22 protein-coding genes are annotated in these 21,871 nt (G+C 64.7%); 8 read left to right on the top strand and 14 right to left on the bottom strand.

From position 1 onward, the window contains the following. Positions 1-33: 33 nt before the first annotated feature. The 3 genes from YUU_RS0131005 to YUU_RS0130995 are packed head-to-tail and all read right to left on the bottom strand — an operon-like array spanning position 34 to position 2,185. Positions 34-411 carry a DUF6285 domain-containing protein gene (locus YUU_RS0131005; protein WP_027525860.1) on the bottom strand — a complete coding sequence of 126 codons (378 nt, stop codon included), beginning with the start codon at positions 409-411 and terminating at the stop codon, positions 34-36. A 2-nt stretch (positions 412-413) separates the two neighbouring features. After that, a complete protein-coding gene (locus tag YUU_RS0131000; RefSeq protein ID WP_027525859.1) occupies positions 414-1,400 on the bottom strand; it encodes a phosphotransferase family protein in 987 nt (328 codons plus the stop codon). After that, positions 1,397-2,185, bottom strand: coding sequence for an enoyl-CoA hydratase/isomerase (locus tag YUU_RS0130995; RefSeq protein ID WP_027525858.1), 789 nt, complete (start codon positions 2,183-2,185; stop codon positions 1,397-1,399). Before YUU_RS0130995 ends, YUU_RS0131000 begins: the two co-directional genes overlap by 4 nt. Before the next feature lie 167 nt (positions 2,186-2,352). Here YUU_RS0130995 and YUU_RS0130990 point away from each other — a divergent pair, with 167 nt between their 5' ends. The 3 genes from YUU_RS0130990 (at position 2,353) to YUU_RS0130980 (ending at position 5,187) form a co-directional block, all read left to right on the top strand. After that, on the top strand, positions 2,353-3,132 hold the full coding sequence (locus YUU_RS0130990) for an SDR family NAD(P)-dependent oxidoreductase (RefSeq protein ID WP_027525857.1): 780 nt from the start codon (positions 2,353-2,355) through the stop codon (positions 3,130-3,132). Positions 3,133-3,159: 27 nt separating this feature from the next. Then, the gene (locus YUU_RS0130985) at positions 3,160-3,537 is read left to right on the top strand and encodes a VOC family protein (RefSeq protein WP_027525856.1); all 378 of its coding nucleotides are present in this window, start codon (positions 3,160-3,162) and stop codon (positions 3,535-3,537) included. A gap of 375 nt (positions 3,538-3,912) precedes the next feature. Continuing rightward, positions 3,913-5,187: an acyl-CoA dehydrogenase family protein gene (locus YUU_RS0130980; protein ID WP_027525855.1), complete on the top strand. Its 1,275-nt coding sequence runs from the start codon at positions 3,913-3,915 to the stop codon at positions 5,185-5,187. Between the two features lie 119 nt (positions 5,188-5,306). Here YUU_RS0130980 and yghU read toward each other — a convergent pair whose 3' ends face one another. After that, positions 5,307-6,188, bottom strand: a complete 882-nt coding sequence (gene yghU / locus YUU_RS0130975) for a glutathione-dependent disulfide-bond oxidoreductase (protein ID WP_027525854.1) — start codon at positions 6,186-6,188, stop codon at positions 5,307-5,309. Positions 6,189-6,429: 241 nt separating this feature from the next. Here yghU and YUU_RS0130970 point away from each other — a divergent pair, with 241 nt between their 5' ends. Beyond that, a complete protein-coding gene (locus YUU_RS0130970) occupies positions 6,430-7,563 on the top strand; it encodes a nitronate monooxygenase (protein ID WP_027525853.1) in 1,134 nt (377 codons plus the stop codon). A gap of 120 nt (positions 7,564-7,683) precedes the next feature. Beyond that, positions 7,684-9,201: an acetyl-CoA acetyltransferase gene (locus YUU_RS0130965; RefSeq protein ID WP_027525852.1), complete on the top strand. Its 1,518-nt coding sequence runs from the start codon at positions 7,684-7,686 to the stop codon at positions 9,199-9,201. 147 nt (positions 9,202-9,348) lie between these two features. Here YUU_RS0130965 and YUU_RS0130960 read toward each other — a convergent pair whose 3' ends face one another. The 4 genes from YUU_RS0130960 to ltnD form a co-directional block, all read right to left on the bottom strand. Then, entirely contained in the window at positions 9,349-11,040 is a 1,692-nt protein-coding gene (locus YUU_RS0130960; protein ID WP_027525851.1) for a methyl-accepting chemotaxis protein, read from the bottom strand. A gap of 180 nt (positions 11,041-11,220) precedes the next feature. Continuing rightward, the gene (otnK, locus tag YUU_RS0130955; RefSeq protein ID WP_027525850.1) at positions 11,221-12,498 is read right to left on the bottom strand and encodes a 3-oxo-tetronate kinase; all 1,278 of its coding nucleotides are present in this window, start codon (positions 12,496-12,498) and stop codon (positions 11,221-11,223) included. Then, positions 12,495-13,277: a 2-oxo-tetronate isomerase gene (gene otnI / locus YUU_RS0130950; protein WP_027525849.1), complete on the bottom strand. Its 783-nt coding sequence runs from the start codon at positions 13,275-13,277 to the stop codon at positions 12,495-12,497. Before otnI ends, otnK begins: the two co-directional genes overlap by 4 nt. 13 nt (positions 13,278-13,290) lie before the next feature. Further along, positions 13,291-14,205 (bottom strand): L-threonate dehydrogenase, encoded by a 915-nt coding sequence (ltnD, locus tag YUU_RS0130945; RefSeq protein ID WP_027525848.1) that lies wholly within the window; start codon positions 14,203-14,205, stop codon positions 13,291-13,293. A gap of 119 nt (positions 14,206-14,324) precedes the next feature. Between ltnD and YUU_RS0130940 the strand changes: the two genes are divergently transcribed. Both YUU_RS0130940 and YUU_RS0130935 read left to right on the top strand, forming a co-directional pair. Further along, positions 14,325-14,990, top strand: coding sequence for an aldolase (locus YUU_RS0130940; RefSeq protein WP_027525847.1), 666 nt, complete (start codon positions 14,325-14,327; stop codon positions 14,988-14,990). After that, positions 14,987-15,190: a hypothetical protein gene (locus YUU_RS0130935; RefSeq protein WP_027525846.1), complete on the top strand. Its 204-nt coding sequence runs from the start codon at positions 14,987-14,989 to the stop codon at positions 15,188-15,190. Before YUU_RS0130940 ends, YUU_RS0130935 begins: the two co-directional genes overlap by 4 nt. Positions 15,191-15,350: 160 nt before the next feature. On the opposite strand, the gene YUU_RS0130930 is transcribed toward YUU_RS0130935, so the two are convergent. The 6 genes from YUU_RS0130930 to YUU_RS0130905 all read right to left on the bottom strand — a co-directional run bounded on the left by YUU_RS0130930 (position 15,351) and on the right by YUU_RS0130905 (position 20,807). Then, the gene (locus YUU_RS0130930) at positions 15,351-16,055 is read right to left on the bottom strand and encodes an ABC transporter ATP-binding protein (RefSeq protein WP_027525845.1); all 705 of its coding nucleotides are present in this window, start codon (positions 16,053-16,055) and stop codon (positions 15,351-15,353) included. Further along, a complete protein-coding gene (locus YUU_RS0130925) occupies positions 16,039-16,770 on the bottom strand; it encodes an ABC transporter ATP-binding protein (RefSeq protein WP_027525844.1) in 732 nt (243 codons plus the stop codon). Before YUU_RS0130925 ends, YUU_RS0130930 begins: the two co-directional genes overlap by 17 nt. Continuing rightward, positions 16,767-17,744, bottom strand: a complete 978-nt coding sequence (locus YUU_RS0130920) for a branched-chain amino acid ABC transporter permease (RefSeq protein WP_027525843.1) — start codon at positions 17,742-17,744, stop codon at positions 16,767-16,769. Before YUU_RS0130920 ends, YUU_RS0130925 begins: the two co-directional genes overlap by 4 nt. Continuing rightward, positions 17,744-18,622, bottom strand: coding sequence for a branched-chain amino acid ABC transporter permease (locus YUU_RS0130915; RefSeq protein ID WP_027525842.1), 879 nt, complete (start codon positions 18,620-18,622; stop codon positions 17,744-17,746). The genes YUU_RS0130920 and YUU_RS0130915 overlap by 1 nt, the downstream gene beginning before the upstream one ends. A 34-nt stretch (positions 18,623-18,656) precedes the next feature. Further along, positions 18,657-19,907, bottom strand: a complete 1,251-nt coding sequence (locus YUU_RS0130910; protein WP_027525841.1) for an ABC transporter substrate-binding protein — start codon at positions 19,905-19,907, stop codon at positions 18,657-18,659. An 84-nt stretch (positions 19,908-19,991) separates the two neighbouring features. Then, positions 19,992-20,807 (bottom strand): putative hydro-lyase, encoded by an 816-nt coding sequence (locus tag YUU_RS0130905; RefSeq protein ID WP_027525840.1) that lies wholly within the window; start codon positions 20,805-20,807, stop codon positions 19,992-19,994. A gap of 119 nt (positions 20,808-20,926) precedes the next feature. Between YUU_RS0130905 and YUU_RS0130900 the strand changes: the two genes are divergently transcribed. Further along, a complete protein-coding gene (locus tag YUU_RS0130900; protein WP_027525839.1) occupies positions 20,927-21,844 on the top strand; it encodes a LysR family transcriptional regulator in 918 nt (305 codons plus the stop codon). Positions 21,845-21,871: the final 27 nt, after the last annotated feature.

Raw genomic sequence — 21,871 nt, 5'->3', positions numbered from 1 at the left:
GCTGCGCTCGCAATGACGGAGAATGGGAACCACCTACCCACCCCTCGACAGCTCCCGCTTGTAAGACGCGTAGTTCGGCTGATCCACCGCGAGCTTGTCCATCGTGGTCTGCCAGAGATGCCCGGCGAGGCCCGGCGTTGCGAGATCCGCCTCGCCCTTCGCGATGCGCTCCGCGAGCGCGCGGTTGAGCTCGGTCACGGAGCCGTCCATACCAAGCAGCGCGCGCAGCCGCGCCACCTCCTTCGCATCGCTTTCCTCCTCCAGCGCCAACTGCCGCGTCACAAGATCGAGGGCGTTGATGGCCACGCGCAGCTTGAACGCCTGGTGGCCGGTGATCAGGGGCGTGATGTCGCTGCGCAGGAAGTCGGCGACAGCCTTGGTCAGTTCGATGGGCGTGGGCTCGTCCTGCATGGTCAGCTCCCTCGCGGCGCCAGGAGGCGCAACAGGTCGATTTCGGTTTCGGAGGCGCGGCGGCCGATCATGGCGCGCTCCATCGAATGATCGGGGCCAGCGCGAAACCGCTTCATCATGGCGCCGCACATCAAACCCCAGCGCAGCGTGCCCATGACTTCCCAGAATTTCACGCGCGCCGCATCGACCTTGCGGCCAGCGGCCTCGTAACCAGCGAACATTTCCTCGCGTGAGCCAAAGCCGCCGACGGGCTTGTCGATCTCGCCGAAACGCCAGGAGTTGACGCAGATCCAGCCGAGATCCTCCATCGGATCGCCGAGATGGGCGAGCTCCCAGTCCAGCACCGCGCGCACGCCATCCGCGCCGATGATGAGATTGCCGTTGCGGAAATCGCCGTGCACCAGCGTCACCTCGTCGGACGGACCGGGATCGTGGTCACGCAGCCAGCGCAGCGCCAGTTCGAACACGGGTTTCGGCCAGTCGAAGCTGCGATAGTCGCGCTCCAACTCGTCGAGCTCCTTCCTTGCGGTCATGCTGCGAAGCTCTGGCAGCTCGGCTTGCGGCAGCTTGTGCAGGCCGGCGAGGATGCCGCCGATCTGGCGCGCCAGCAGCAGGCGCGCCGCGGCGAACTCATCGTCCCGCAAGATCTTGCGCGCAATCGTCTCGCCTTCGACCCGCTGCATGATGAACCCGGTGCCGAGATCGTCCTCCGCCGTCAAGACATGCAGCACGCGTGGCGACGGCACTCCCGCTTCGTATGCGAGCTGCATCAGCCTGGCCTCGGCGGCGAAGCCTGCCGCACGCGACGACGCCACGCGATAGTCCTTCGCCGCACGACGCAAGATCGCGCCGACGATCCCATTGGGATGCAGAATGTCGAAGCGCCAGCTTTCCTGGTTGGCACCGCCGGACAGTTTTGCGGCGCCGGTGATGCCGGTTGCGCCCGGGCACCAGCGTGCGACGCTGCGCGAAAGCTCCGCCTCGATCATTTGCCTCTGAACTTGGCCGGCCGCTTCTCGAGGAAGGCGCCGACGCCTTCACGGAAGTCCTCGGTGTCGCCCGCGCGAAGCTGGCACTGGAATTCGAGATTGAGCTGCTCCTCGAAGGAGTTTTCCGGGCTGTCCCAATAGAGCTTGCGGATCAGCGACAGCGCGACCGTCGGCCCATTAGCAAGTTCATGCGCGAGCTTCATCGCCTCCTCCATCAGCGCGCCGTCGTCGTGGACGCGGTTGACGAGGCCCCATTCCAACGCCTTCTCCGCCGGCAGCCGCTCGCCCATCAGCGACAGCTCGATCGAGCGCGCCTTGCCGACGAGGCGCGGCAACAGCCAGGTCGAGCCGCAATCGGGCACGAGGCCAATGCGGCGGAAGGCCTGCAGGAAATAGGCCGAGCGCGCGCACAAGATCATGTCGCCGAGCAGCGCGAAGCTCATGCCGGCACCGGCAGCCGGCCCGTTGACCGCGGTGACGATCGGACAATGCAGATTGCGGATCCGCCGCAGGAACGGGTGAAAGCCGGTCTCGAGTGTCAGGCCGGCCTTGGTCTTCTTCGACTGGTTGTTGCGGCCCTGCAAATTGGCGCCTGTGCAGAACGCGCGCCCCGCTCCGGTCAGCATCACGCAGCGGATCTCGCCCTTCCGCTCCTCGATCTCGTCGAGCGCCTCCGCAAGCCCGCCCAGCATGTCCACCGAGACGGCGTTCATGACCTCCTGGTGATCGAGCTTGAGAATGGCGACCGGCCCGTCGAAATCGAGCGTGACGTGTTTGAACAGCATGGTTTCCTCGTCGTTGCGGCCGCGATGTTCCGCAGACCGGAATTGCCTTTCGTCGGAGCGCATATTTGATTTTTGCCGGCGGCTTGTCCATGGTGATCGGGACATAGCGGACAATCTTGTGCGCACAGGCTGATGCGCGTGATGCCAAAAACAGCGGGGAAACACCCATGACCATTTTCGATCTCACCGGCCGCGTCGCCGTGATCACCGGTGGCAATGGCGGTATCGGGCTCGGCATCGCACAGGCGCTCGCCGCGCAAGGCTGCAACGTCTCGATCTGGGGCCGCAATGCCGAGAAGAGCAAGGCCGCCGCCGCCAACATGGCCGGCTCGCCCGGCAAGGTCGATGCCCGCGTCTGCGATGTCACCGATCCTGCGTCGGTGAATGCGGCGATGAAGGCGACGCTCGACACCTTCGGCCGGGTCGACGGCTGCTTCGCCAATGCCGGCATCGGCGGCGGCGGCCGGCGCTCCTTCGTCGAGCGCACTGAAGAGGAATGGCGCACGATGTTTTCGACCAATCTCGACGGCGTGTTCCACGCCTTCCAGGCAGCAGCCAGGCACATGACCGACCGTGCCAATGCCGGCGATCCCTTCGGCCGGCTGGTTGCTACCTCGAGCCTCGCCTCGATCTTCGGTACAGCGCGCAACGAACATTACGCCGCGACCAAGGCCGCCATCAACGCGCTGGTGCGTGCGCTCGGCGTCGAGCTGGCACGCCATGGCGTCACCGCCAATGCGATCCTGCCCGGCTGGATCAAGAGCGACATGACCGCCGGCATTATGGCCAACGAGAAATTCGTCGCCAACGTCATGCCGCGGATTCCGCAGCGGCGCTTCGGCGAGCCATCCGATTTCGGCGGCATCGCCGTGTACCTGATGAGCAAGGCGTCGTCCTATCACACCGCAGATACGTTCGTAATCGACGGCGGCTATACGGCGTTTTGAGCCACAATAACCGGGGGAGGAAGAACCATGTTCTCGCACGTGATGATAGGCACCAACGATCTGGACAAGGCCAAGGCGTTCTACGACAAGCTGCTGGCGACACTCGAGGTGCGGCCGGCGCGGGTCGATGGCCATCGCATCTTCTACATCACCAGGACCGGCATTTTCTCCGTCAGCGAGCCGATCAACGGCGAGCCGGCGACCGCCGCGAACGGGGGCACGATCGGTTTCGCCTGCAATTCGCCCGAGCAGGTCGACAAATGGCATGCAGCCGGCGTCGCGGCCGGCGGAATGCCGATCGAGGATCCGCCCGGCATTCGCGAGGGATCGGGAGCCAAGCTCTACCTCGCGTACCTGCGCGATCCCGACGGCAACAAGATCTGCGCGATGCACCGGGTGGTGTGAACTCGCCACACATCACACTGTCATTCCCCGAGACCCGGCTACGCCAAGGCTTCGCGGGGGCATGAGATCTTAGGCCCGCCGAAGCTTCAGTGTAGGCGGCAAGCGGGGAATCCAGTACGCCGCGGCCTCTCCGTATCCCATCGCTGCCTCTGGAATACCGGATCGCCCGCCCCAGTGCGCAATTGCGCACAAGGCGGGCGATGACAGCGAGAGTGTGGTCCACGCGCGCCTCAAGCGTTTTAAACATCGTTTGATCCACGCTGATAAATTCCGCGGCGTGGCAGAGCGCGTCTTTCAAAAAACCACGCTCGCGCTTTCGGCTTGCCGCGTCTATTGTCGCGGCAATCGCAGCTCACTCAATCGGGAGGAACAAGAATGAAACACGCCTATGTGCCCCGCACCACCAACTACACGCTCAATCCCGGCGACGAGCTCAATGATCTGCGCATGTCGGACCAGGTCCGGCTGCTCTATGACCATGTGAAGAAGTTCATCCGCGAGACCGTCGAGCCGATGACGGTGGAGTTCATCAAGCACGGCCAGAAGAAAGACGACCGCTGGAGCTTTACGCCGGGTCAGCTCGAGGTGCTGGAGAAGGCCAAGAACAAGGCGAAGGAGGAAGGCCTGTGGAACTTCTTCCTGCCCGACGACGACACCGGCCAGGGCCTGAAGAACCTCGACTACGCCTATATCGCCGTCGAACTCGGCAAGAGCCCGCTTGCCTCGGAAACCATGAACTGCTCGGCGCCCGACACCGGCAACATGGAGGTGCTGGAGCGCGTCGGCACCAAGGCGCAGAAGGAGAAGTGGCTGAAGCCGCTGTTGAATGGCGAGATCCGCTCGGCCTATGCGATGACAGAGCCGAATGTCGCTTCATCCGACGCCAAGAATATCTCGACGACGGCAAAGCTCGTCGGCGACGAATGGGTGATCAACGGCGAGAAGTATTACATCTCGGGTCTCGGCGATCCCCGCTGCAAGATCATGATCGTGATGGTCAAGACCAATCCGGATGCGCCGCCGAGCAAGCAGCAGTCGCAGATCCTGGTGCCGAAGGACACGCCCGGCGTCGAAATCCTGGGACCGATGCACGTGTTCGGACAGGACCATGCGCCGCGCGGACACATGCACATGCGCTTCAACAATGTGCGCGTGCCCAAAGACAACATCCTGCTCGGTGAAGGCCGCGGCTTCGAGATCTCGCAGCTCCGCCTCGGACCAGGGCGCATCCATCACTGCATGCGTACCATCGGCAAGGCCGAGAAGGCGCTCGACATGATGGTGCAGCGTGGCCTCACCCGCGAAGCCTTCGGCAAGAAAATCGCCCATCTCGGCGGCAACCTTCAGATCATCGCGCAGGCGCGCTGCGAGATCGAGGCGATGCGGCTGATGGTGCTGAAGGCCGCAAAGGCCATGGACGTGCTGGGCAACAAGGAGGCGCGCGTCTGGGTCTCCATGGTCAAGGCCATGGTGCCGGAGCGCGCCTGCACCATCATCGACCAGGCGATCCAGATGCACGGCGCCACCGGCATCTCGCAATGGACGCCGCTCGCCGAGATGTACCAGGACGTCCGTCACCTGCGCTTTGCGGATGGCCCCGACGAGGTGCACTGGATGGTGGTGGGACGGCATGAGCTGAGCATGCCGTAAAGGTACGGCCGTCGTAGGGTGGGCAAAGCGAAGCGTGCCCACCTCTTCCGTCGCAATCTTTGAAAGATAGTGGGCACGGCGCTGCGCGCCTTTGCCCACCCTACAGCTCGCGGATGGACTTACGACGCGGCCGCCGCCTGAAGCTTGTCCTGCGTCCTGGTCTCGAAATCCGATGCGTCGTGGCGCTCGTGCAGTTGGCTCGCGGGATCGCCGGAGACGCGGTTGACCATGCGGCCGCGCTTCACGGCCGGGCGCTTGGCGATCTGATCGGTCCAGCGCTGCACGTTCTTGTAGTCCTGCACGGACAGGAATTCGCCCGCGCCATAGACCAGCCCCTTGGCGAGCGCGCCGTACCAGGGCCACACCGCGATGTCGGCGATCGTGTACTCACCGCCGGCAAGGTACTCGCTCTCCGCAAGCCGCCGGTCGAGCACGTCGAGCTGGCGCTTGGTTTCCATCGCGAAGCGGTCGATGGCGTATTCGATCTTGGTCGGCGCATAGGCGTAGAAATGCCCGAAGCCGCCGCCGAGATAGGGCGCGCTGCCCATCTGCCAGAACAGCCAGGACATCGCCTCGGTGCGCGTCTTGATATCCTTGGGCAGGAAGGCGCCGAATTTCTCGGCGAGGTAGACGAGGATCGAGCCGGACTCGAAGACGCGGATCGGCTCGGGGCCGGAGCGGTCCAGCAGCGCGGGGATCTTCGAGTTCGGATTGATGGCGACGAAGCCGCTGCCGAACTGGTCGCCCTTGCCGATATTGATCAGCCAGGCGTCGTATTCCGCGCCCTTGTGGCCGAGCGCCAGGAGCTCCTCCAGCATCACGGTCACCTTGACACCGTTCGGGGTCGCCAGCGAATAGAGCTGGAGCGGATGGCGGCCGACCGGCAGCTCCTTGTCGTGCGTCGGGCCTGCGATCGGCCGGTTGATGCTGGCAAACTGCCCGCCACTCGGCTTATTCCAGGTCCAGACTTTGGGCGGCTCGTAGGCGGGTGCGTCGGTCATGCAAAGGACTCCAGCGCGGAAGGCGCGTGGGGAGTTAGCTAGCGATAGCGGAGAGATTGGCAAGAGCGCCGGGTTGCATTGGCAGATGGGCGCCCTCCCCGTTTCGTCATGGCCGGGCATAGCCGCCCGTCTGGCGCCTGCGCGCAAGAAACCCAGGGCGAACCGGCTTTGCATGGCGGCAAGGCCGGGCTAGCGTTTCGCCAACGCAAGGGCAACACGGAGCCAGCGCCGGGAGGGACAGATGAAATCGCCGATCTGCGAGATGCTGGGAATCGAGTTCCCCCTGTTCGCCTTCAGCCATTGCCGCGACGTCGTGGCCGTCGTGAGCCGCGCCGGCGGTTTTGGCGTGCTGGGCGCCACCGTGCATACACCTGATACCCTCGAGCGTGAGCTGAAATGGATCGACGACCATGTCGACGGCAAGCCCTATGGCGTCGACGTGCTGATCCCCGAAAATATCTCGACGGCGGGCGAGAAGGACGTCACCTGGAAGAGCCTGGAAGCGCGCATTCCGCAGGCACATCGCGACTACACGCGCAACCTCCTGAAGAAGTACGACATCGAGCTGACCAGCACCTCCGTCGCCGACAACCGGCCGCAGCCGTTCGACGCCAAGACGGCGCTGGAGCTCTTGGAGGTCTCCTTCCGTCATCCGATCCGGCTGATCGCCAATGCGCTGGGCGTGCCACCGAAATCGATGATCGAGATGGGCAAGGCGCACGGCGTGCCGGTGGCCGCACTGGTCGGCGCCAAGGAGCACGCGCTGCGCCATGTCGCGGCCGGTGTCGACATCCTGGTTGCACAGGGCACCGAGGCCGGAGGGCATTGCGGCGAGGTCTCGACCATGGTGCTGGTGCCGGAAGTGATCAAAGCTGTGAAGCCGATCCGCGACGTACCGGTGCTGGCGGCCGGTGGCATCATGACGGGACGGCAGATGGCCGCCTGCATGGCGATGGGCGCGGCCGGCGCGTGGACCGGCTCGGTGTGGCTTGCCACGACCGAGTCGGAGACCACGGAGATTTTTCGAGAGAAGATGATCGCGGCCTCGTCGCGCGACGCGGTGCGCTCGAAGGGCCGCACGGGAAAACCCGCGCGGCAACTCCGCTCAGTCTGGACCGATGCATGGGACCGCGCACCGGACAGCCCGGGCGCGCTGCCAATGCCGCTGCAAAGCATCGTCAGCCGCGACGCCTTCAACTCGATCGACCGCGCGGCCGCAGCCGGCAATGCGCGGGCGCGCGACCTCGTCAGCTACTTTGTCGGCCAGGGCGTCGGTCTCGTCGACAGCGTGAAGTCGGCAGGCGCGGTGGTGCAGGAGTTCAAGGAAGAGTTCGCCGAAGCCGTCGAGCACATGAATGCGCTGGTGGCGGAGTAGCATCCATCGTCATTGCGAGCGAAGCGAAGCAATCCAGGGTCTTTCCGCGGAGACACTCTGGATTGCTTCGTCGCTTCGCTCCTCGCAATGACGAAACAACTTAAATCGTGAATTGAAGTTATGACAGACAAGACCAGCATCCCCCCAGACCGCATTCCCGTCATCGTCGGCGTCGGCGAGATCGTCGACCGGCCCAAGGAGATCGCCGAGGGCCTCGAGCCGCTCGATCTGCTGGAACAGGCGCTGCGGCACGCCGAAGAAGATGCCGGCGCAAAACTGCTCGGCGAGATGCAATCGCTCGACGTCGTCAACTTCCTGAGCTGGCGCTATCGCGATCCCGAAACGCTGCTGGCGCAGCGGCTCGGCATCGCGCCTTCGCATTGCTATTACGGACCGGTCGGCGGCGAGAGCCCGATCCGGTATCTGCATCACGCCGCTCAGCGCATCGCGCGCGGCGAATGCAGCGTCGCCGCCATCTGCGGCGCGGAAGCGCAGTCGACCGCGACCAAGGCAGAGCGCGCCGACGCAAAATTGCCATGGACGCCGTTTGCGCATGACGTCGAGGAGCCGAAGCGCGGCGCGGCGTTCCAGAAGCCGCTCGCCGTGAAGCTCGGCGTGTTCCGCCCAGTCACCGTCTATCCCTTCTACGAGGCCGCATCCTCGGCCCATTGGGGCCAGACGCCGCGCGAGGCGATGGCGGAATCAGGCACGCTGTGGTCGCGCTATTCGGAGACCACCGCGCAAAATCCCAACGCCTGGCTGAAGCGGCGCTTTGCGCCGGACGAGATCACGACACCGACCGCGGACAACCGCCTGATCGCCTGGCCCTACACGAAACTCATGGTCGCCAACCCCATGGTCAACATGGGCGGCGCGCTGCTGCTCACCAGTCTTGCCAAGGCGCGCGCGGCCGGCATTGCCGAGGACCGGCTGGTCTATCCGCTCGGCGGCGCCTCGGCCGAGGAGCCGCGCGACTATCTCCTGCGCGACCAGTTCTATGAGAGCCATCCGCAGAATGCGGTGCTGAAGGCGGTGATCGATCTCGCCGGCGGCGACGGCAAAGCGTTCGACGCGATCGAGCTCTACAGTTGCTTTCCTTGCGTGCCCAAGATGGCGCGGCGGACGCTGGGCCTCGGGCCCGACGTGCAGCCGACCGTGACCGGCGGCCTCACCTTCTTCGGCGCGCCGCTCAACACCTACATGACGCATGCGGCCTGCGCGATGGTGCGGACGTTGCGCAATGGCGCGAAACTCGGCCTGCTCTACGGTCAGGGCGGCTTTGTCACCAAGCACCACGCCCTCGTGCTCTCGAAAACACCGCCGCGCGCGGCGCTGGCGCAGGACACGAGCGTGCAGCTTGATGCCGACCGCAACAAGCGCGTGGTGCCGGAGTTCGTGACCGAGGCTTCAGGCGCGGGCAAGGTCGAGAGCTTTACGGTGATCTACGGCCGCAATGGCAACATCGAGCACGGCGTCGTCATGCTGCGCACGGAAGACGAGCGGCGCACGCTGGCGCGCATTCCGGCGAGCGACGGCGCGACGCTGGCACATCTGCTCGATATGGAGCGCACGCCGGTCGGCTCGCTCGGCCAGATCACGATGGCGGAGGACGGCGTGCCGGAGTGGCGGGTGGGTTAAGCTCTCGTGTCCCGGACGCGGTGCGGCGCGAAGTGCCGCTCCGCAGAGCCGGGACCCATTGCGTGAGCGCGGTGAACGGCTAGGCCCCGGCTCAGCAGCGCACCACTAACGTGCTGCGCTGCGTCCGGGGCACGAGAGGTAGGCAGATCACGCCGCGCGAACGTTGGTCAGGAATTTGCTGACCTCGGTCTTCAGGCGACTCGAGTCGTTCGACAGCATCCGCGCCGCCGACAGCACCTGCGAGGAGGCCGTGCCGGTCTCGGTCGCGCCGCGCTGCACGTCGGTGATGTTGGAGGAGACCTGCTGGGTGCCCTGCGCCGCCTGCTGCACGTTGCGGGCGATCTCCTGGGTCGCGGCGCCCTGCTCTTCCACCGCCGCTGCAATGGCCGAGGATATCTCGGAGAGGCGTTCGATGGTCGAGGAGATTTCCCTGATCGCACCCACGGATTCGTTGGTGGCGGCCTGGATGCCGGTGATCTGCTGGCCGATCTCGCCGGTCGCCTTCGCCGTCTGCTCGGCGAGCGCCTTCACTTCGGAGGCCACCACTGCGAAGCCGCGTCCGGCTTCGCCCGCACGCGCCGCCTCGATGGTCGCATTCAGCGCCAGAAGGTTGGTCTGGCCGGCGATGGTGTTGATCAGCTCGACGACGTCGCCGATGCGGGAGGCGGCCTTGGAGAGCTCGCTGACGCGTTCGCTGGTGGTGCGGGCCTGGCCGACGGCGTCGCCCGCCATCCGCGCCGATTCCTGGACCTGACGGCTGATCTCGCCGACCGACGAGGCCATCTCCTCGGTGGCTGAGGCCACCGACTGCACGTTGGTGGAGGCTTCTTCCGAAGCGGCGGCGACCGTGGTCGCCATCTGCTGGGAGCGATCGGCGGTCGCCGTCAGCGTCGAGGCGGACGCTTCGAGCTGGGTCGAGGCCGACGAGACTGTCTGCACGATCTCGCCGATCATGGATTCGAATTCGCGGGTGATGTTGTCGACACGGCGGCCGCGCTCGATCTTGACCTCGGCATCGCGCGCGGCGGCTTCGTCAGCCGCCTTCTTGGCGACCAGCGCTTCCTTGAAGACCTGGAGCGCGTCGGCCATGGCGCCGATCTCGGTCTTCTCTCCCCGATGCGGCACTTCCGCGCTCAGGTCGCCCTTGCCCAGCGCCTGCATCGGCTCGACGATGGAATTGATGCCGCTGGAGACATCGCGGATCATGTAGAAGCTGAGGCCGATGCCGATGACGAGCGCGACGCCGAGAATGACGGATACCAGCATGAAGGCGAAGGAATAGCTGTCGGCGGCATCCTGAGCGGCCTGGTTGCCGCCTTTGGTGTTGAGCTCGATATCCTTTTTCAGCACCTCGTCCGATTGCAGGCCGAGCTTGCCAACGATCTTGGCGTTCAGCTCACGCGCATCGTGCGGGATCTTGCCGATATCCCTGCGCGACAGCGCCATGACATCGTCCGTACCCCTCTTGTAGTCGTCCCAGAGCTTGGACCATTCGGTGTACAGTGCTCGCTCCTCCGGCGAGGTGATCATCGGCTCGTATTCCTTGCGGGACTTGGCCAGTGCCTCGATCACGTCCCCGACCGTCTTTTCTGCCGCAAGCTTTTCCTCGATCGTTTCGGCCAACAGATGACCGCGTACCATGGTGCGATAAGTGAGGACGTTGGCGCGGAGCTCGCCGAGCACCCGAACGCTCGGCATCCAGCTCGTGGCGATATCGACGGTGTTGGCGTTGATCGCCCGCATCTTCATGACGGCAAGCACACCCATGCCGGTCATCGCGGCCAGAAGGAAGGCCACGACGCTGATGATCTTGGCACGAATGGAAATTCTCGCGAGCATTGCTGGGTCTCTTGTCTTGGATCGCGGCGTTCGAGCCACGACCGCGCGTCAGGAATAGCTGCAACCAAAAGGAGTGCGGCCCACATCCAACAACAAACGACCTGAGCAGATGTTAACTACGGACTCCGTACGAGTACGGAACCCGAAAGAAATAAACAGAGGACTAAGAGAGCCCTGCGCTCAACGCATGAGCCCAAGCGCATCGGAGAAAAACTCCGGCCCGCCGAAATTGCCTGATTTAAGGGCAAGCAGCATGCCGCCTTCGTTTGCGCCCACAGCGCGCAACACCGGGACTCCGGCAGCGATCTCCGCGCCGACGAGGAAGCCCGGAATCTTCAAGCGGTCGACGACGGCGCCCGATGTTTCGCCGCCGGCAACGACCAGACGCCGAACGCCCGACTGCACCAATCCTTCGGCGATATCGGCCATGGCCTGCTCGATGGCGTGACCGGCAGCATCACGGCCGTGACGCGCCTGCACTGCTGCGACCGCCTCCGGCGTGGCGCTCGAGGCGATCAGCACCGGACCATCAGCGAGCCGCGGCCGTGCCCAGGCCAGCGCGTGCTGCGCTTCGCCACCGCCTGCGACAATTTGCTCGGGTTCGAGATGCAACACCGGCATGACACGTTCGGCATTCGCGATCTGCTGAAGGGTCGCCTGCGAGCAGCTTCCGGCGAGACACGCCGCCGGTCCGCCGACCGGCGTACCTACTTCGGCGGCTGCGACATTCGGACTCACCCTTCCCGCAGAGACCAGCGCGCGCGCCAGCCCAAGGCCGATGCCGGAAGCTCCGACCGACAGCCGATGCCCCGCGGCGACGAGGCCGATGGTCTCGAGGTCGCGGTCGAACACGGCGTCGATGATCGCGGCGCCCAAGCCCTTGGCCGAGAGCTCAGTGAGTTGCGCACGCACGGCGTCCGCGCCGCGCGTCACGGCAGCGAGATTGACGAGACCAACCTTCGTCCTGCTCTGCCGCGCCAGCACCCGCACCAGGTTGGAATCGTGCATCGGGTTGAGCGGATGGTCTTTCAGCGGGCTCTCGTTGAGCGGAACAGTGCCGACGAACAAATTGCCCTGGTAGACGGTGCGACCGGTTTCGGGGAAAGCCGGCGTCACCAGCACGATCGCCTCGCCGCAGTCGTCGCGCAGCGCGTCCATCACCGGGCCGATATTGCCGGCGTTGGTGGAATCGAAGGTCGAGCAGATCTTGAACAGCACGTGGCTTGCGCCGCGGCTGCGCAGCCATTTGTCCGCCGCGCGCGAGCGCGTCACCGCAAGTCCCGCCTCGATCGAGCGGCTCTTCAAGGACACCACGACCGCGTCGACCTCGGGCAGTGCGAGGTCGTCCGCGGGAACGCCGATGGTCTGCACGGTGCGTAGGCCCGCGCGCGTCAGCGTGTTGGCGAGATCCGAGGCGCCGGTATAGTCGTCGGCGATGCAACCCAACGCAAGTGTCACGACTTTGCTCCGGCGTAAGGCTTGAACCAGGCGAGACCATCGGTGGTCTTGCCGCGCGGATTGTATTCGCAGCCGACGAAGCCGGCATAGCCGAGACGGTCGAGCTCGGCGAACAGGAAAGGATAGTTGAGTTCCTCGCCGTCGGGCTCATTGCGCGAGGGAATGCTAGCGATCTGGATATGGCCGATGATCGGCATCATCTCACGCAGGCGCATGGTGACGTCGCCATGGATGATCTGGCAGTGATAAATGTCGAACTGGAGCCTGAGGTTGGGGATCCTCAGTTCCTCGACCACGTCGCGTGCGAAGCCGAAATCGTTGAGGAAATAGCCGGGGACGTTGCGCGGGTTGATCGGCTCGATCACGATGTCGATGCCGTGCGGCGCGAAGAATTCGGCCGCCCACGCCACCGACTTGTAGAACGCCTCGATCGCGACGCGATCGCCACGGTTGGCCATGCCGGCCATCAGGTGCAGCCGCTTGACGCCGGTGGCTTTCGCGTAAGGCAACGCCGTCTCCAGGCTCTGCTTGAGATCGGCGAAGCGCGAAGGCAGCGCCGCAAAGCCCTTCTCGCCGGCGTCCCAGTTGCCGGGCGGCAGGTTGAACAGCGCCTGCGTCAACCCGTTGCGCTTCAACCGCTCGCCGACCGCTTCGGCCGGGTGCTCATAGGGAAACAGGAATTCGACGGCGGTGAAGCCGGCCTGTGCGGCGGCATCGAAGCGGTCGAGGAACGGCACCTCGGTGAACATCATCGAGAGGTTGGCGGCAAAACGGGGCATCGGAATCCTCTTGTTATTTATCGCCTGGCAACTTCACACCGGTGACCTGCGCATACATCCGGGCCACCGACGCATCGTCGTCGCGACCCATGCCAGCGGCGGCGGTCATGAGGAACATCTGGAGCGCCGCGGCCGAGACCGGCACCGGGAATTTTGCCGAGCGCGCCATGTCCTGGATGATGCCGAGGTCCTTCACGAAAATCTCGACCGCGCTGCGCGGGGTGTAGTCGCCGTCGAGCACGTGCGGCATGCGGTTCTCGAACATCCAGGAGTTGCCGGCGGAGGCCGTAATCACCTCGTAGACCTTCCGGATGTCGAGACCCTGCTTGGCGGCAAAGGCGATCGCTTCCGAGGCGGCGGCGATGTGCACGCCGGCGAGGAGCTGGTTGATCATCTTGAAGGCCGCGCCCTGGCCCGCGGCATCGCCGAGCTCGTAGAGCTTTGCCGCCATGGCATCGAGCGCGGGGCGCGCCTTGGCGAACGCAGCAGGGCTGCCCGAGGCGAGGATGGTCAGCTCTCCCTGCGCGGCGCGCTGCGCGCCACCGGAAATCGGCGCATCCAGGTAGTGCCGGCCGGTCGCCTCGAGCTGCTTTGCGAGGCGCCGGGCGACGTCGGGGTCCATGGTGGCCGAGGAGATGAACACGCTATCCTTCGGCATGGTCTCGGCCGCGCCGTTTTGGCCGAACAGGATCGCCTCGGTCTGCGCCGCGTTGACGACGACGCTGACGACCACATCCGCCTCCCGAGCCGCCTCCGCTGGCGTCTTCGCGCCCGCGCCGCCGTCCTTGACGAAGCGCGCGACCGCGTCGGCCGAGACATCGCAACCGGTGACGGCAAATCCCGCCCGTTTCAGCGAAGTGGCCATGCCAAAGCCCATCGAGCCGAGCCCGATGACGGCGATACGCGATTTTTGCGAGGCTGACGACATGCGATTGGTCCCCTGGAACGTTCCTCAATGGCCGGTCTCGGCGGCCTCTTGAACCGCATATCACGGCTTGGCCGCGCTGCCAAAGCGTGAGACAACGAGGCCAACAGGGCGCCCCTTTCATGAGCAATGACAGCAAACTACGCGAGGATATCTGCCGCTTCGGCCGCTCGCTGTTCGAGCGCGGCCTGACGCCGGGCTCCTCCGGCAACATCAGCGTGAAGCTCGAGGACGGCGGCTGGCTGGTGACGCCGACCAACGCCTCGCTCGGCTTCCTTGATCCCGCGCGGCTGTCGCGGCTCGATCCCTCCGGCCGGCTCGTCTCGGGCGATGCGCCGACCAAGGAGGTTCCGCTGCACACCGCGCTCTACGAGACGCGGGGCGCAGCGCGGGCCATCGTGCATCTGCATTCGACCCATTCGGTTGCGCTCTCGATGCTGCCCGAGATCGACCCGCGCGCCGCGCTGCCGCCGATGACGGCCTATTACCTGATGAAATGCGGCGCCACCGCGCTCGTGCCCTATTACCGCCCCGGCGATCCCGCGGTGGCAGACGCAATCAAGGGGCTGGCGGGGAAATATTCCTCCGTGCTGCTCGCCAATCACGGCCCGGTCGTCGCCGGCGACACGCTGGAAGCCGCCGTGTTCGCGACGGAGGAGCTGGAGGAGACGGCGAAACTCTATCTGCTGCTGCGCGGACTGAACCCGCGCCATCTGTCGCCGGAGCAGGTCAAGGATCTCGTGAAGGTGTTCGGGCTGACGCTGCCGGAGCATGCGCACGGGGGATGAGCGACCCGGCACGACCTGCACCCAGTAAGATCGAGGCGGCAGCCCGTGTTCTCCATGAGGCGGGACTGCGTCACGGCTGGTGGCTTCCCAACACGAAAACATACGACGAGCTTGCCGCAACCGATCCGATTGGAAAAAGCGAGTTCGACGGGATCGTCGAACGCATGCTGATTGCGGCGGCCGGAGCGAAACCGCGGTAACCGTCGCAGCTCGGTGAGCGCGATGGTGTCGCCTCGCCCACCGCTGTCATTCCACGCGAAAGCGGGGAATCCAGTACGCCGCGGCTTCTCCGTATCCCATCGCTGTCCCTGGAATACTGGATCGCCCGCCTTCGCGGGCGATGACAACGAGAGTGTGGCACTACAGCCCCAGATACGCCTTGCGCACGTCCGGGTTGCCCTTGATCTCGGCGGACGGGCCCTGCATCAGCACGCGGCCGGTTTGCAGGATGTAGGCGCGGTCGGCAATCTCCAGGCACTCGGCCATGCGCTGCTCGACGATCAGCACGGTCATGCCGGCGTCGCGGATGCGTTTGACGGCCTGAAAGATCTCGTCGACGAGCTTTGGCATGATGCCTTGCGAGGGCTCGTCGAGCATCAGCAGCCGCGGACGCGTCATCAGGGCGCGGCCGATCGCGAGCATCTGCTGCTCGCCACCGGAGAGCGTCTCGGCGCGCTGTTCGAGACGTTCGGACAGACGCGGGAACAGGTTGAAGACGAGGTCGAGCGGCCCTTCGCGGTTCGCTTCGCCGCGGTAAAGATAGCTGCCGAGGCGAAGATTGTCGCGCACCGACAGACGCGGGAACAGGCGGCGGTTCTCCGGCACATAGGCGATGCCGGTGGCCGTGATGTGATGCTGCGCCATGCCGTCGAGCCGCTTGCCGTCGAAGGTGACGGTGCCGGAGCGCGGACGCTCGGCACCAGCGATGGATTTCAGCAGCGTCGACTTACCGGCGCCGTTGGCGCCGGCAACGCAGACGATCTCGCCCTTCTCGACATCGATCGACACGGAGGAGATCGCAACCAGCCCCTGATAGGCGGTCGTGACTTCATGCACTCTGAGCATGACGATCTCCCAGATATGCGCTGATCACCTTGGGATCGCGGACGACGTCAGCGGGCTTGCCCTCGACCAGCACCTTGCCGAGGTCGAGCACGATGGCGCGGTCGACGAGCGGCATCACGATCTCCATGACGTGCTCGACCATCAGCACGGTGATGCCGGCATCCCGCACCTTGCGCACCAGCGCGACGCCGGTCTGCGCTTCCGTCGGCGTGAGGCCGGTGAGGACTTCGTCGAGCAGCAAGAGCTTTGGCTCGGTCGCAAGCGCGCGCGCCACTTCAAGGCGCCGCTTCTCGGCCGGCACGAGGTCGCTTGCAAGCACGCCTGCGCGCGCGGCAAGGCCGGTGAACTCCAATACCTCATGCGCCTTGCGACGCGCCTCGCGCATCACGGTGTTGCGCACCAGCGCGCCGACGATGACGTTGTCGACGACCGTCATGGTCTCGAAGCTCTTGACGACCTGGAAGGTGCGCCCGACGCCGCGCTGGCAGCGCTCGGCCGCGGGCATGCGCGTGACATCCTCGCCATCGAACCAGATCGAGCCTTGCGTCGGCGGCAGGACGCCGGCGATGAGATTGAACAGCGTCGACTTGCCTGCGCCGTTGGGTCCGATCAGCCCGACGATCTCGCCGCGGCCGACCGAGATCGAGACGTCGGAGTTGGCGACGAGGCCGCCGAAGCGCTGCCAGACGCCGCGGGTTTCAAGGAGCGCGGTCATCGTGCGGCTCCCTTGCGCGAGGAGAACAGGCTCACCAGCCCTCGCGGCAGCGCCAGCGAGATCAGGATGATCAGTGAGCCATAGACGATGAGGTCGACGCCGCGGCCGGAGCCGCCGATATAGGAGCGCGTCAATTCCGTCAGCGGGATCAGGATGACCGCGCCGAGCGCGGGTCCCCAGAGAGTGCCGATCCCGCCCAGCACCGCCGGCAGCGCCATGAGCAGCGAGAACTGGAAGCCCATCACGCTTTCAGGATCGATATAGGAGACGAACTGCGCATAGAAGCTGCCGCCGACTGCGACAAGGAAGGCCGAGACGGCCGCGGCGCCCATCTTGGAATTGAACACGTCGACGCCCAGACTCTCGGCGGCCTGCGGATTGTCCTTCACCGCACGCCACCAAAAGCCCCATTTGGAATCTTCCAGCCACCAGGTGACGAACCACGCGACACAGGCGAGCACGAGGGCAAAATAGAAGTACGGCAGCTTGCTTCGCGTGAACTGGAACTTCAGCCAGCTGTCGCCGCGCACGGGAATGTCGATGCCGAGCGCTGCGCCCGCCCAGTCCCAGTTCTGGATCAACAGCAGCGCGATCTCGGCGATCACGATGGTGGCGATGGCGAAATAGTGGCCGCCGAGCCGGAAACAGGGATAGCCGAGCGCCATCGCGATCGCTGCGGAGATCAAACCGCCGGCGATCATCCCGAACCACGGCGGCACTCCGAACTTCATGAAGAGAAGCGCGGTGGTGTAGGCACCCAACCCGAAATAAAGGGCGTGGCCCAGCGAAATCTGTCCGCAATAGCCGGAGAGGATATTCCAGCTCTGCGATAACGCTGCGTACATCAGCGTCAGGATCATGATGTTCTGGACGTAGACGTCCTTCACGAACAGCGGCACCAGTGCCGCGATCGCCGCCAACACGGCGGCTATGATCAGGTCGCGGCGGCGCCGCGAGGAAAAATCCTTGTCCATCACATCGACCCGAACAGGCCGCGCGGCCGGATGAAGACCACGAGGAGATAGACGGCGTAGATGCCGACCGATTTCAGCGATGGCGGCAGCACCAGCGCGGTCGTTGCTTCGACCAAACCGACGACGATACCGCCGGCGAAGGCGCCGAACACGCTGCCGAAGCCGCCGAGGGCCACCGTGACATAGGCGATCAGCGCAAAGGACGCGCCGACGTCGGGATAAATATAGAAGAAGACCGCCATGATGGCGCCGGACAGACCGACCAGGGCCGCCCCGAGGCCCCAGCCGAGCGCGAACACGCGGTTCTTGTCGATCCCAACGAGCGCGACCGCGCCGGGGTCTTCACGAGTCGCCTCCAGCGCGCGGCCGAAATCGGTACGGTTGATGAAGAAATAGAGCCCGGCGAACGCCGCGATCGACACCAGGGCGCCAACGAGCTGCGGCTCCGGCAGGAAGATGCCGGCGATCGACACCGTCTTGCCGCCGAGCCAGGAGTGCGTAACGCTGCGATAGTCCGGCGTAAAGAGGAGCTGCGCCAATCCGCGCATCACGATCGCCAGGCCAAAGGTCGCGAAGATCTGCACCATGCCGGCATTGGCCTTGGCGCGCATCGCAAAGCGCACGATCAAGAGATAGATCAGGGCCCCGAACACGAACAAGGCCGCGGCGACCAGCGGCGCCGAGAGCAAGGGGTCGATCGCGAAGAACGCGAACAGGAAGAAGGTCGCGTACATCGCGATCATCAGGAACTCGCCATGGGCGAAGTTCACGACGTCCATCAGACCGAAGATCAGGGCGAGCCCGACCGCGATCAATCCATAGAGCAGCCCCATCAGGAGGCCGCTCGCAAGACTTTGGATAATGGTCTCGGTTGTCACAGTGCTTGGTCCCCCACCCTGCCCTGCGGCCTGTTTACTTCATCGGCCAGATCGGTTCGGCCACCGCGGCCTGCGCCGGCGAGATGGTGACGAACTTGCCGCCGACATACTGCAGAAGCACGGGGTCGGCATCGTTGTTCTGGCCCATCTCGTCGAACTTGACGCGCTTCCAGGGCATGATGGTCTGCTCGCCCGGCATCTCGGTTGCCGCCAGGGCGTCGCGGATCTTCTCGCCGTCGGTGGACTTGGCGCGATTGATGGCGTCCGCCATGATGATCATGGTCATGAATTCCCGCGAGGTGTTGTCGTTGAGATCCTTGCCGGACTTCGCCTTGAACATGTCGTTGATCTTGCCGACCATCGGCCGCTTGGCGGCGAGATCGAGCGAGAAGCTGCCGCGGGTGATCACACCCTCGACCTTGTCGCCGACCGCGTCATAGAACGCCTTCTCGGAGAAGCCGGCGGCCTGCGCCACGATGGAGTTCGGCTTGTAGCCGAGCTCACCCATGGTCTTGATCAGAAGGATGCCGTCGGTGGTGTAGCTCGAGGGCATCAGCACGTCGGCGTTGGCAGCCTTCAGTTGCTGCACTTCGGCCGACAGCGACGGCGAATTGGCACGATACTTGATGTCGGCGGCGACCTTGTAGCCGCGCTCGGCGGCAAGCTTGAGCTGCGCATTCGACGAGTCAGTGCCAAAGATCGTGTCCTCGTGGAACAGGGCCAGCGACTCGATCTTGGTCCCCTTCCTCTTCATCGCATCAAGGAAATCGAACATTGCCGCCGAGAACATCTCGTCGTGCGGCGAGGCACGGAAATAGTATTTCAGGCCGCGGCGATGCAGGCTGGGCGAGGAGTTGTCGGCCGACATGAACGGTATCTGGTAACGTTCGCAGATCTGGCTGACGGTGACCGCGACAGCGCTCTGATAGGTGCCGAGCACCGCACAGACCTTTTCCTGCGTGATCAGGCGTTCGGCCTCGGCGCGGCCCTTCTGCGGATCGCCCTGGTGATCGGCGAAGACCAGGCGGATCTTGGCGCCGCCGAGGCCCGGCAGTCCTTCACCCTTGGCTAGCGGCAGGTCAAGTTCGAAGTCCTTGTTGATGATGTCGACCGCAGTCTCGAATGCGCGCTGCGCATCGACGCCGATCTGGGCGTTGGCGCCCGACAAGGGATAGGTCAGGCCGATCACCACTTCCGAGGTCTGCGCGCGAGCTGCGAGCGGCATGAGTGCAGCAGTTGCGGTAGCAGTAGCTCCGAGCAGAACGTCGCGGCGCGTGATCGTCATTAGCAAATTTCCCTCTTATTTGCGGCTATCGATGGAGCGATTGGTGTGTACGGTAAAGCCCGAAGAAGCAGCATACGCTGCCCATTAAATCACGGCCATGTTCTTGTTCTTCAGGTCCGTCACCAGCATCAGCCCCGGCGAATGCGTGATCGCGAACGGCAGCTTCGCGGCATTGATGACGGACTGCGGCGTGACGCCGCATGCCCAGAACACCGGGATCTCGTCATCGGCGACCGGCACGGGATCGCCGTAGTCGGGCTTGGCGATGTCCTTGATGCCGATCAGGTGCGGATGGCCGAGATGCACGGGCGCGCCGTGCACGGCGGGGTAGCGCGAGGTGATCTGCACCGCGCGGATCGCATCGGCCGGCTTGAATGGACGCATCGACACCACCATTGGGCCCGCGAACGGTCCCGAGGCGCCGCACGCGATGTTGGTGCGGTACATCGGCACGCGCACATTGTGCTCGATGTGGCGGATCGGCATGCCCTCGTCGAGCAGCGCCTCTTCAAAGGAGAACGAGCAGCCGAGCACGAAGGTCACGAGGTCGTCGCGCCAGTGTTTCGTGATGTCGGTCGGCTCTTCCACGACCTCACCGTCGCGCCACACGCGATAGCGCGGCACGTCGCTGCGGATGTCGAGATCGGCGCCAAGCGCGGGGATGTACGGACTGCCGACGTCGGACATGCCGATGATCGGGCACGGTTTTGGATTGAGCTGGCAGAAGCGGTGAAAGGCGCTGGCGTATTTCTCGGGCAGGATCGCCAGATTGCCCTGCACGAAGCCGGGGGCAACGCCGGCCGTCGAGCCGACCTGTCCGCTGCGATAAGCGAGCCGCGCCTGACGGCTCGGAAGGGCGTTGTTTGTTTCAGTTTGCTGCGCTGCCACCAAAACAGTCATTTGATCGACCTGCCTATAATCTCGACAAGGACAGCCAACACCAGCCGTGCTATAAAGTCTAATCTTCCTTTCTAATATAGATCGATAAATTCCATTTATCGATTGGAAAACTCCGTCCAATGCTGGACTTCAGGTCGATCGAAACCTTCCTCTGGGTTGTGAAGCTCGGCAGCTTCCGCGGGGCCGCGCAACGGCTCAACACCACCCAACCGGCGATCTCCCAGCGCATTGCCCAGCTCGAGCGCGAGATGGGCGTCAAGCTCCTCAACCGCGATCATCGGATCGCCTCGCCGACGCCGAGCGGCCGGCAGATGATGGTCTATGCGGAAAAGCTGATCGGCCTGCGCGCGGCGATGATGGCCGAGATCGGCAACGCGTCGGCGATGCGCGGCGTGATGCGGCTGGGTGTCGCCGAGACCATCGTGCACACCTGGCTGCCGCGGCTCGTCAAGAGCGTGAACGAGATCTACCCGAACCTGTCGCTCGAGATCGAGGTCGACATCACGCCGAACCTCACAGCGCGCCTCTTGGCACAGGAGATCGAGCTTGCCTTCGTGGTCGGACCGCTATCGGCTTCCGGCGTGCATAACCGCGTGCTGACGGAATATCCGATCGGCTTTCTCGCAAGCCCTTCGCTCGGGCTCGGCCACGGTCCGGTCACCAGGCAGGACCTTGCGCGCTTTCCGATCATCACCTTCCCGCGCAAGACCAGACCGTATGAGGCCGTGCGCGAGGTCTTCGACCGGCCCGAGCTGCCCCCGATCCGTCTGCATGCCTCCGCGTCGCTCGCGACCGTCATCCACATGGCGGTCGAGGGACTTGGCATCGCGGTGATCCCCGCCGCGATCGTCGAGAACGAGCTCGCCGACGGACGGTTGCAGCTGCTCGATACCGACCTCAACATCACGCCGCTGACCTTCACGGCAAGCTGGCTCGCCTCGCCCGACGTCATCGCCGTCGAGCGCGTCGCCGATCTCGCGCGGCAGATCGCGCAAAAGAGTCTCGCGGTTGACGCGGAGATGACGGCGCGTCATTGAAATTGGGCCTGACAGGAATGGAAATAG

The sequence above is a fragment of the Bradyrhizobium sp. Ec3.3 genome (assembly GCF_000472925.1).
GTDB lineage: Bacteria > Pseudomonadota > Alphaproteobacteria > Rhizobiales > Xanthobacteraceae > Bradyrhizobium.
This window is presented reverse-complemented; position numbering and strand designations above follow the sequence as displayed.

Bases quoted from the DNA above. Each gene is read 5' to 3' on its own strand.
- YUU_RS0131005 (WP_027525860.1), bottom strand. From the start codon at position 411: ATGCAGGACGAGCCCACGCCCATCGAACTGACCAAGGCTGTCGCCGAC.
- YUU_RS0131000 (WP_027525859.1), bottom strand. From the start codon at position 1,400: ATGATCGAGGCGGAGCTTTCGCGCAGCGTCGCACGCTGGTGCCCGGGC.
- YUU_RS0130995 (WP_027525858.1), bottom strand. From the start codon at position 2,185: ATGCTGTTCAAACACGTCACGCTCGATTTCGACGGGCCGGTCGCCATT.
- YUU_RS0130990 (WP_027525857.1), top strand. From the start codon at position 2,353: ATGACCATTTTCGATCTCACCGGCCGCGTCGCCGTGATCACCGGTGGC.
- YUU_RS0130985 (WP_027525856.1), top strand. From the start codon at position 3,160: ATGTTCTCGCACGTGATGATAGGCACCAACGATCTGGACAAGGCCAAG.
- YUU_RS0130980 (WP_027525855.1), top strand. From the start codon at position 3,913: ATGAAACACGCCTATGTGCCCCGCACCACCAACTACACGCTCAATCCC.
- yghU (WP_027525854.1), bottom strand. From the start codon at position 6,188: ATGACCGACGCACCCGCCTACGAGCCGCCCAAAGTCTGGACCTGGAAT.
- YUU_RS0130970 (WP_027525853.1), top strand. From the start codon at position 6,430: ATGAAATCGCCGATCTGCGAGATGCTGGGAATCGAGTTCCCCCTGTTC.
- YUU_RS0130965 (WP_027525852.1), top strand. From the start codon at position 7,684: ATGACAGACAAGACCAGCATCCCCCCAGACCGCATTCCCGTCATCGTC.
- YUU_RS0130960 (WP_027525851.1), bottom strand. From the start codon at position 11,040: ATGCTCGCGAGAATTTCCATTCGTGCCAAGATCATCAGCGTCGTGGCC.
- otnI (WP_027525849.1), bottom strand. From the start codon at position 13,277: ATGCCCCGTTTTGCCGCCAACCTCTCGATGATGTTCACCGAGGTGCCG.
- ltnD (WP_027525848.1), bottom strand. From the start codon at position 14,205: ATGTCGTCAGCCTCGCAAAAATCGCGTATCGCCGTCATCGGGCTCGGC.
- YUU_RS0130940 (WP_027525847.1), top strand. From the start codon at position 14,325: ATGAGCAATGACAGCAAACTACGCGAGGATATCTGCCGCTTCGGCCGC.
- YUU_RS0130935 (WP_027525846.1), top strand. From the start codon at position 14,987: ATGAGCGACCCGGCACGACCTGCACCCAGTAAGATCGAGGCGGCAGCC.
- YUU_RS0130930 (WP_027525845.1), bottom strand. From the start codon at position 16,055: ATGCTCAGAGTGCATGAAGTCACGACCGCCTATCAGGGGCTGGTTGCG.
- YUU_RS0130925 (WP_027525844.1), bottom strand. From the start codon at position 16,770: ATGACCGCGCTCCTTGAAACCCGCGGCGTCTGGCAGCGCTTCGGCGGC.
- YUU_RS0130920 (WP_027525843.1), bottom strand. From the start codon at position 17,744: ATGGACAAGGATTTTTCCTCGCGGCGCCGCCGCGACCTGATCATAGCC.
- YUU_RS0130910 (WP_027525841.1), bottom strand. From the start codon at position 19,907: ATGACGATCACGCGCCGCGACGTTCTGCTCGGAGCTACTGCTACCGCA.
- YUU_RS0130905 (WP_027525840.1), bottom strand. From the start codon at position 20,807: ATGACTGTTTTGGTGGCAGCGCAGCAAACTGAAACAAACAACGCCCTT.
- YUU_RS0130900 (WP_027525839.1), top strand. From the start codon at position 20,927: ATGCTGGACTTCAGGTCGATCGAAACCTTCCTCTGGGTTGTGAAGCTC.